Origin of the sequence: Streptomyces sp. NPDC058534 (assembly GCF_042717365.1) — a bacterium.
Lineage (GTDB): Bacteria > Actinomycetota > Actinomycetes > Streptomycetales > Streptomycetaceae > Streptomyces.
Map to the genome: position 1 here is coordinate 109,894 of NZ_JBHXNW010000021.1, position 7,711 is coordinate 117,604.

At 70.4% G+C, this 7,711-nt stretch carries 6 protein-coding genes; 5 read left to right on the forward strand and 1 reads right to left on the reverse strand.

Features of this window, described 5'->3' with window-relative positions:
- Window positions 1–48 precede the first annotated feature (48 nt).
- A complete protein-coding gene (locus ACFWR9_RS15905) occupies window positions 49–2,370 on the reverse strand; it encodes a transglycosylase domain-containing protein (RefSeq protein ID WP_383841597.1) in 2,322 nt (773 codons plus the stop codon).
- 248 nt (window positions 2,371–2,618) lie between these two features.
- Here ACFWR9_RS15905 and ACFWR9_RS15910 point away from each other — a divergent pair, with 248 nt between their 5' ends.
- From ACFWR9_RS15910 to ACFWR9_RS15930, 5 genes are all read left to right on the forward strand, one after another.
- The gene (locus ACFWR9_RS15910) at window positions 2,619–3,557 is read left to right on the forward strand and encodes an SPFH domain-containing protein (protein WP_383841600.1); all 939 of its coding nucleotides are present in this window, start codon (window positions 2,619–2,621) and stop codon (window positions 3,555–3,557) included.
- The gene (locus ACFWR9_RS15915; protein WP_383841603.1) at window positions 3,554–3,832 is read left to right on the forward strand and encodes a hypothetical protein; all 279 of its coding nucleotides are present in this window, start codon (window positions 3,554–3,556) and stop codon (window positions 3,830–3,832) included. The genes ACFWR9_RS15910 and ACFWR9_RS15915 overlap by 4 nt, the downstream gene beginning before the upstream one ends.
- 180 nt (window positions 3,833–4,012) lie before the next feature.
- Complete coding sequence (locus ACFWR9_RS15920) at window positions 4,013–4,537, forward strand: PadR family transcriptional regulator (protein ID WP_376362694.1); 525 nt, start codon at window positions 4,013–4,015, stop codon at window positions 4,535–4,537.
- On the forward strand, window positions 4,534–5,223 hold the full coding sequence (locus ACFWR9_RS15925) for an ABC transporter ATP-binding protein (RefSeq protein ID WP_383841606.1): 690 nt from the start codon (window positions 4,534–4,536) through the stop codon (window positions 5,221–5,223). The genes ACFWR9_RS15920 and ACFWR9_RS15925 overlap by 4 nt, the downstream gene beginning before the upstream one ends.
- Window positions 5,220–7,601 (forward strand): ABC transporter permease, encoded by a 2,382-nt coding sequence (locus ACFWR9_RS15930; RefSeq protein WP_383841609.1) that lies wholly within the window; start codon window positions 5,220–5,222, stop codon window positions 7,599–7,601. Before ACFWR9_RS15925 ends, ACFWR9_RS15930 begins: the two co-directional genes overlap by 4 nt.
- The last annotated feature ends 110 nt before the right edge of the window (window positions 7,602–7,711 follow it).

Here is a 7,711-nt window from a genome sequence, read left to right on the forward strand (position 1 = left end):
GACCTCACCGGGCGCCCCTTCGCGTGTCTCCGCACCTGCTGCCGGTTCCTACTCCCGGTCCCTGTCGGGGAAGAGCGGGTTCTCCGGCTCCGTGGACCCGCCGCCGCCCGTGGGCGGTTCGGTGGACGGGCTGTTCGACGGCGACTGCGACGGCGACTGGGAGGGCTCCTCGGTCGTCGGCGTCCCGGACGACGGCTCCTCGGTCGTCGGCTCCTGGGTGGGCGACTCCTCCCGGGTCTCCTCCTGCGTCGGCGACTGGCTCGGCGACTGGCTGACCGACGGCGACCTGCTCGGCTTCACCGCGGCGCCCTGCTTGGTGTCCAGCTCGAACTCGGTGACCTCGTCCATGACGCCGAAGGTGTACGCCGCCCAGATCTCCGCGGGGAAGCCACCGCCGTTGACGCGGTAGTCGACGCCGCCGGCCTTGTACATCGGGACCTGGTTGTGGGACTTGGGGTCCTCGCCGAAGAGGCCGACCGAGGTGACCAGATTGGGGGTGAAGCCGGTGAACCAGGCCGACTTGTTGTTGTCCGACGTGCCGGTCTTGCCGGCCACCTGCTGGCCGTCGCGCAGCGGGTTCTCCCGTACGGACGTCCTGGCCGTACCGTCGTCGACCACGCCGGTGAGCACGGAGGTCACCGTGTCGGCGGCCTCCTTGCTGATGACCCGCTCGCCGATGGCCTCGGGCATCTCGATGGTGCGGTCCTTGTGCTCGACCGACTTGACGATCTGCGGGGTGACCTGCTTGCCGTGGTTGTCGAGGGTGGCGTAGACGCCGGCCATCTCCAGGGGGCTCGCCCCCATACTGCCCAGGGTCTGGGCGGGTACGGCCTGCTCGCCCTCGGTGTCCATGCCCAGCTCGCCCGCCACCTTCATGACCTCGGTCATGCCGACGTCGACGCCCATCTGCGCGAAGACCGAGTTGACGGACTTGTTCATCGCCTCCTGGACGTCGATGTCGCCGTAGTCGACGTCGTCCTCGTTCGGGGGCGCGAAGCCGACCTTCTGGTCGCCGTCCATCACGGGGCGCTTGCTCGTGCCGTCGTACATCGTGTTGGCCGTGATCGGCACGCCGTCCTGGGTCTCGGCGTCCTGGTCGACGGCGGCGGCGAGGATCACCGGCTTGAAGGTGGAGGCGGGCTGGTAGTCGTCGCGGGTGGCGTTGTTCGTGTAGTGCTTCACGTAGTCCACGCCGCCGTACATCGCCAGGACCCGGCCCGTCTTCGGGTCGACGGACGCGGCGCCGGCCTGGACGTCGGCGTCGACGTCGCGCTTCTTCGGGTCGAGCTTGCTGGTGAGCTTGGCCTTGACCGACTTCTCCAGCGCGGCCTGCTTCTTCTTGTCGATGTTGAGGGTGACCGTGTAACCACCGAGGTCCACGAGGGCGTCGGCCTGCTTCATGTCCTCGGCGGCACCCTGGGCGACGAGCTGCTTCTTCAGCGCGTAGTCGGCCGCGTCCACCAGATAGCCGACCTGCCCCTGCTTCCCGGCGGCGGCCTTGGGCTCCTTGGGCACCGGGAACTTCATGCCCTGGCGCTCGGTCCCGCTCAGCCACTTCTGCTCGACCATGTTGTCCAGCACGTAGTTCCAGCGCTCCTGGGCCAGCTTCTTGCCGGTCTCGCTGGCTATCGCCCAGTCGTACTGGTTCGGCGCCTGGAGCAGCGCGGAGAGGTACGCGCCCTGTTCCACCGTCAGGTCCTCGGCGTCCACGCGGTAGTACGCCTGGGCGGCGGCCTGGATGCCATAGGCGCTGCGGCCGTAGAAGCTGGTGTTGATGTAGCCGGCGAGGATGTAGTCCTTGGACTTCTCCCGGTCCAGCTTCAGGGAGATGACCAGCTCCTTGAGCTTGCGGGAGACGGTTCGTTCCTGGGACAGGTAGTAGTTCTTGACGTACTGCTGGGTGATCGTCGAGCCGCCCTGCGCGCCCTTGCCGGAGAGCGTGTTGAACACGCCGCGCGTGGTCCCCTTGAGGTCGACGCCCGCGTCGTCGTAGAAGGTCTTGTTCTCGGCGGCGACGAAGGTGCGCTGGACGTCCTTGGGCACCTTGGCCAGGTCGACGATCTCGCGGTTGCGGTCGCCGGTGCGGGTCATGACGCTGCCGTCGCCGTACTTGTAGACGTTGCTCTGGAGGTCGGCCTCGGGGTTGCCCTCGGGGATGTCGATCACCATGTACAGCACGATGAAGGCGCCCATGCCGAGCAGGCAGAGGCCGAAGAACGTGCCGAGGATCTTCTTCCAGGTGAACAGGCGGCGTATGCGGCCCTTCCCGCCGGCGCCCCCGCCCGCGCCCGCGCCCGACGAACGGCGGCGGTTGGGCGCCGCGCGGCGGCCACCGCGCTGTCGCGCTTTTCTCTCTTCCGCTCGTCCCATGGGTCCGATCCGCTCCGCTTCGGTCATCTGTGGGCACGTCTCGCTCACGCGTCACACAGGTTCGTCGCTCAGGTCAGCTCAGAAAGCTAACACCGGGAGATATGACAAACGGCTACCGATCCGGCCTTGTACGGACGTGAGAATCAGCACCCGTTCCCTAGGAACCGACGTACGAAGGGGGTTCAAGGTTGCTGCTCTCGGGTAAAGTGATATCACTTAGCTAGATCGAAGATAGAGGGGGACCACCCATGTCCACGCACGATGCCCCGCAGGTCACCGCGGATGTGCCCGAGATGCCCGCACCCCGCGTACGGGAGAACCAGGCGCACAGCATCGGCGGCGGCTTCGCGCTGCTGCTGGGGCTGGTCGGGCTGCTCGTCGGCGCCGGCCTGATCGTCTCCGCCACGGCGGTCGGCGCCACCGGCGGGAAGGCGGCGCTCATCATCGGGGGCGTCGTGATCGCCCTGGCGGCCTTCCTCGCGATGTGCGGGCTGAACATGGTCGCGCCGGGCGAGGCCCGCGTGGTGCAGCTCTTCGGGCGGTACCGGGGGACGATCCGGCAGGACGGTCTGCGCTGGGTGAACCCGTTCACCTCGCGCACCAAGATCTCGACCCGGGTGCGCAACCACGAGACGGCCGTCCTGAAGGTCAACGACGCCTACGGCAACCCGATCGAGCTGGCCGCGGTCGTGGTGTGGCGGGTGGAGGACACCGCGCAGGCCACCTTCGAGGTGGACGACTACATAGAGTTCGTCTCCACCCAGACCGAGGCGGCCGTGCGGCACATCGCCATCGAGTACCCGTACGACGCCCACGAGGAGGACGGCCTCTCGCTGCGCGGCAACGCGGAGGAAATCACCGAGAAGCTCGCCGTCGAGCTGCACGCGCGCGTGGAGGCGGCCGGCGTGCAGATCATCGAGTCCCGCTTCACGCACCTCGCGTACGCGCCGGAGATCGCCTCGGCGATGCTCCAGCGACAGCAGGCCGGCGCGGTGGTCGCGGCGCGGCGGCAGATCGTGGACGGCGCCGTCGGCATGGTCGAGGCCGCGCTCGCCCGGATCAGCGAGCAGGACATCGTGGAGCTGGACGACGAGCGGAAGGCGGCGATGGTGTCCAACCTGATGGTCGTGCTCTGCGGGGACCGCGCCGCCCAGCCGGTCCTGAACACGGGGACGCTCTACCAGTGACGCCCCCGTCCGAGGGCCCGACCCCGCCCGAGGGCCCGACCCCGAAGCGTCGGCCGCAGCAGCAGCGCAAGCAGGTGCTGCTGCGGCTGGACCCCCAGGTGTACGAGGCGCTGGCCCGCTGGGCGGGCGAGGACCTGCGCTCGGCCAACGCCCAGATCGAGTTCCTGCTCCGCAGGGCACTGGCGGAGCACGGCCGGCTCCCGGGCGACGCGGGGCCGCTGCCGCGCCGGGGCCGCCCGCCGGGAGGCGGCCCGGGGGCCGCGCCACCGCCGTGACCGACCCCGACGCCCTACGGCAAACGCCGGGAAGCCGCGCCTCCGCACCTCGCGGAGGCGCGGCTTCCGTCGTTTCGGAACCGTGACAATCGGCTCCGACCTGCGGCCCCATACCCCCGGACACAGACTCTACACAGGGCGTATACATGAGGCGTATACACCGCGTGTAGAGTGCTCCGCATGTCCATCGGTCACACCCTCCTGGGGCTCCTGGAGTCCGGGCCACGCCACGGTTACGACCTCAAGCGTGCCTTCGACGAGAAGTTCGGTCACGACCGGCCGCTGCACTACGGCCAGGTCTATTCGACGATGTCCCGCCTGCTGAAGAACGGCCTCGTCGTCGTCGACGGCATAGAGGCGGGCGACGGTCCCGAGCGCAAGCGGTACGCGATCACCGACGCGGGGATCACCGACGTACAGCGGTGGCTCGCCACGCCGGAGAAGCCCGAGCCGTACCTCCAGTCGACGCTGTACACCAAGGTCGTCCTCGCGCTGCTCACCCACCGCGACGCCGCCGACATCCTCGACACCCAGCGCTCGGAACACCTGCGCAGCATGCGCATCCTCACCGACCGCAAGCGCAAGGGCGACCTCGCCGACCAGCTCGTCTGCGACCACGCCCTGTTCCATCTGGAGGCCGACCTGCGGTGGCTGGAGCTGACCGCGGCGCGCCTCGACAAGCTCCGTGAGGCGGTGGCCCGATGACTCCCCCCGCAGGTTCCCTGCTCTCGGCCGAACAGCTGCGCAAGGCCTACGGCCCCACCCTCGCCCTCGACGGCGCGGAGTTCTCCATCCACCCCGGCGAGGTCGTCGCCGTCATGGGCCCCTCCGGCTCCGGCAAGTCGACGCTGCTGCACTGCCTCGCCGGCATCGTGCCGCCCGACTCGGGGACGATCACGTACAACGCACGTGAGCTGTCCGCCATGAGCGACTCCGAGCGCAGCGCCCTGCGCCGCTCGGAGTTCGGGTTCGTGTTCCAGTTCGGGCAGCTCGTGCCGGAGCTGACCTGCGTCGAGAACGTCGCCCTTCCGCTGCGCCTGAACGGCACCTCCCGCAAGGAAGCCGAGCGGGCCGCGCTGTCCTGGATGGAGCGGCTGGAGGTCGACGACCTGCGCAAGAAGCGGCCCGGCGAGGTCTCCGGCGGCCAGGGCCAGCGGGTCGCGGTGGCGCGGTCCCTGGTCACCAACCCCCGCGTGCTCTTCGCCGACGAGCCGACCGGCGCGCTGGACTCGCTCAACGGCGAGCGCGTGATGGAACTTCTCACGGACGCCGCGCACTCCACCAACGCGGCCGTGGTCCTGGTCACGCACGAGGCGCGGGTGGCGGCCTACTCCGACCGCGAGATCGTCGTACGGGACGGCAAGTCCCGGGACATGGAGCGCGTCGTATGAACCTGCGCAGGGGGCACCTCCCGCGCGAGCGAAGCCGAGCGTGGGGGAGGGCCGCGGACCTGATGCTGGGCGTCCGCTTCGCCTTCACCGGCGGCCGCGAGGGGTGGACCCGGGCCGCGCTGACGGCCGTCGGCGTCGGCCTCGGCGTAGCGCTGCTCCTGCTGACGACGGCCGTCCCGAACGCGCTCGAAGTCCGGCACGAACGGGAGAGCGCCCGTACCGACTTCACCTTCTCCTCCTCGGAGCAGTTGCCGAAGGCCGACGACACCCTCCTGGTCGCCGACGTCGGCACCGACTTCCGGGACGACAGCGTGCGGGGCCGGGCGCTGGAGCCCGAGGGTCCGCGGGCACCGCTGCCGCCGGGTCTGGACAAGTTCCCGGCGGTCGGCGAGATGGTGGTCTCCCCCGCGCTGAAGGAGCTGCTGGAGTCGGACCCGGGCGCGATGCTGCGTGAGCGGCTGCCGGACCGGATCGTCGGCACCATCGGGGAGAGCGGGCTGATCGGCTCGGGCGAACTCGCCTTCTACCGGGGCGCCGACGAGCTCGCCCCGCGGATCAACGGCGGCGTGGTCACCCGTATCGACCGGTTCGGGGACCCGAATCCGACCGAGCAGGAGTCCGACCCGGTGCTCCTCCTGCTGATCCTGGTCGTCTTCGTGGTGCTGCTGATGCCGGTCGCGGTGTTCATCGCCGCGGCCGTGCGGTTCGGCGGCGAGCGGCGGGACCGGCGGCTGGCGGCGCTGCGGCTGATCGGTTCCGACAGCCGCATGACCCGGCGGATCGCCGCCGGTGAGGCACTGGCGGGCGCGGTGCTCGGGCTGGTCTTCGGCGCCGGGTTCTTCATGGTCGGACGGCAGCTCGCGGGCACGGCCGAGGTGTTCGACATCAGCGTGTTCCCGAGCTACCTGAACCCGTCTCCGCTGCTGGCGCTGCTGGTCGCGGTGGCGGTGCCGGCGGCGGCGGTGCTGGTGACGCTGCTCGCGCTGCGCGGGGTGGTCATCGAACCGCTCGGCGTGGTCCGCGCGGGGCGGCCGGCCCGGCGCCGGCTGTGGTGGCGGCTGCTGCTGCCGCTGGCCGGGCTGGCGCTGCTGTACCCGATGGTCGGCAACGGGCGCGACAACGGCGACTTCAACCAGTACATGGTCACCGGCGGTGTGGTCCTGCTCCTGGTCGGTGTGACCGCGCTGCTGCCGTGGATCGTGGAGACGGTCGTGGCGCGGCTCGGCTCGGGCGGGGTGGCCTGGCAACTGGCCGTGCGCAGACTCCAGATGAGCAGCGGTACGGCGGCCCGCATGGTCAACGGCATCGCGGTGGCCGTCGCCGGGGCGATCGCGCTGCAGATGCTGTTCGCCGGAGTGGACGGCGACTACACCGAGTCCACCGGGCAGGACGTGTCGCGGGCGCAGGTGGAGGTGCAGCTGCCGAGCGAGGTGCCGATGGCCCCGGCCGCCGAGAAGCTGCGGAACACCGAGGGCGTGAAGGCGGTCTACGACTACTCCGAGGGCTGGGTCGGCGACCGTGCCCGGGACCCGGAGAACGGCACGACGATGACCGTGGGCAACTGCGCGTCGCTGCGGGAGATCGCCACCCTGAGCTCGTGCGCGGACGGGGACGTGTTCGTCGTCCAGGGTGCCGAGTGGGACGGCGACACGGACCCCACGAAGCTGGCCGTGGCGGGGCGGAAGCTGTACCTCGACCCGTCCTACGAGGGCGCCCCGAAGAGCCTGGAGATCCCCTGGACGGTGCCGCAGGGCGTGAAGACGGCGAAGCCGCGTCTCGGGCTGCTGGCCGGGACCGACCGGGGCGGGTTCCTGCTCACGCCGAAGGCGATGTCGTCCGCACTGGCTCCCGCCCTGAGCGGGCACGCCTACCTCCGGCTCGACGAGTCGGTCCCTGACGTGCAGGACCACGTCCGGAACACCGCGGCGGCCGTCCATCCGCTGGCCGACACCGTGACGTGGTCCGCGACGGAGCGCACCGACCGGTTCGACGCCATCCGCACCGGGCTGTTCGTCGGGGCGGCCTGTGTGCTGGCGCTGATCGGTGCCAGTCTGCTGGTCTCGCAGCTGGAGCAGTTGCGCGAGCGCAAGAGGCTGCTGTCGGCCCTGGTCGCCTTCGGCACCCGGCGCCGCACGCTGAGCCTGTCGGTGCTGTGGCAGACGGCGATCCCCATCGCGCTGGGCCTGCTGCTTGCCTCGGTGGTCGGCCTGACCCTGGGCACGGTCCTGCTGAAGATGACGGGCACCCCGGTCCGCGTCGACTGGACCGGCGTCCTGTCCATGACCGGCATCGGCGCGGCGGTCGTCCTGGCGGTAACGCTGTGCAGCCTGCCTCCGCTGCTGCGGCTGATGCGGCCGGAGGGGTTGCGCACGGAGTAGCTGCGCAGGCTGGGCGGGGGGTGCTTGGGGGGGGCGCGGGGGCGGCCCCCGCGGTCGCCTGCCCTCTCACTATTACACAACACCGAGCCCACGAGAGGTTATTCAAGCTC

What these genes read in the sequence shown, in the direction of transcription:
- ACFWR9_RS15920 (WP_376362694.1), top strand. Translation starts at nt 4,013, where the DNA reads ATGTCCATCGGTCACACCCTCCTGGGGCTCCTGGAGTCCGGGCCACGC.
- ACFWR9_RS15930 (WP_383841609.1), top strand. Translation starts at nt 5,220, where the DNA reads ATGAACCTGCGCAGGGGGCACCTCCCGCGCGAGCGAAGCCGAGCGTGG.
- ACFWR9_RS15910 (WP_383841600.1), top strand. Translation starts at nt 2,619, where the DNA reads ATGTCCACGCACGATGCCCCGCAGGTCACCGCGGATGTGCCCGAGATG.
- ACFWR9_RS15905 (WP_383841597.1), bottom strand. Translation starts at nt 2,370, where the DNA reads ATGGGACGAGCGGAAGAGAGAAAAGCGCGACAGCGCGGTGGCCGCCGC.
- ACFWR9_RS15925 (WP_383841606.1), top strand. Translation starts at nt 4,534, where the DNA reads ATGACTCCCCCCGCAGGTTCCCTGCTCTCGGCCGAACAGCTGCGCAAG.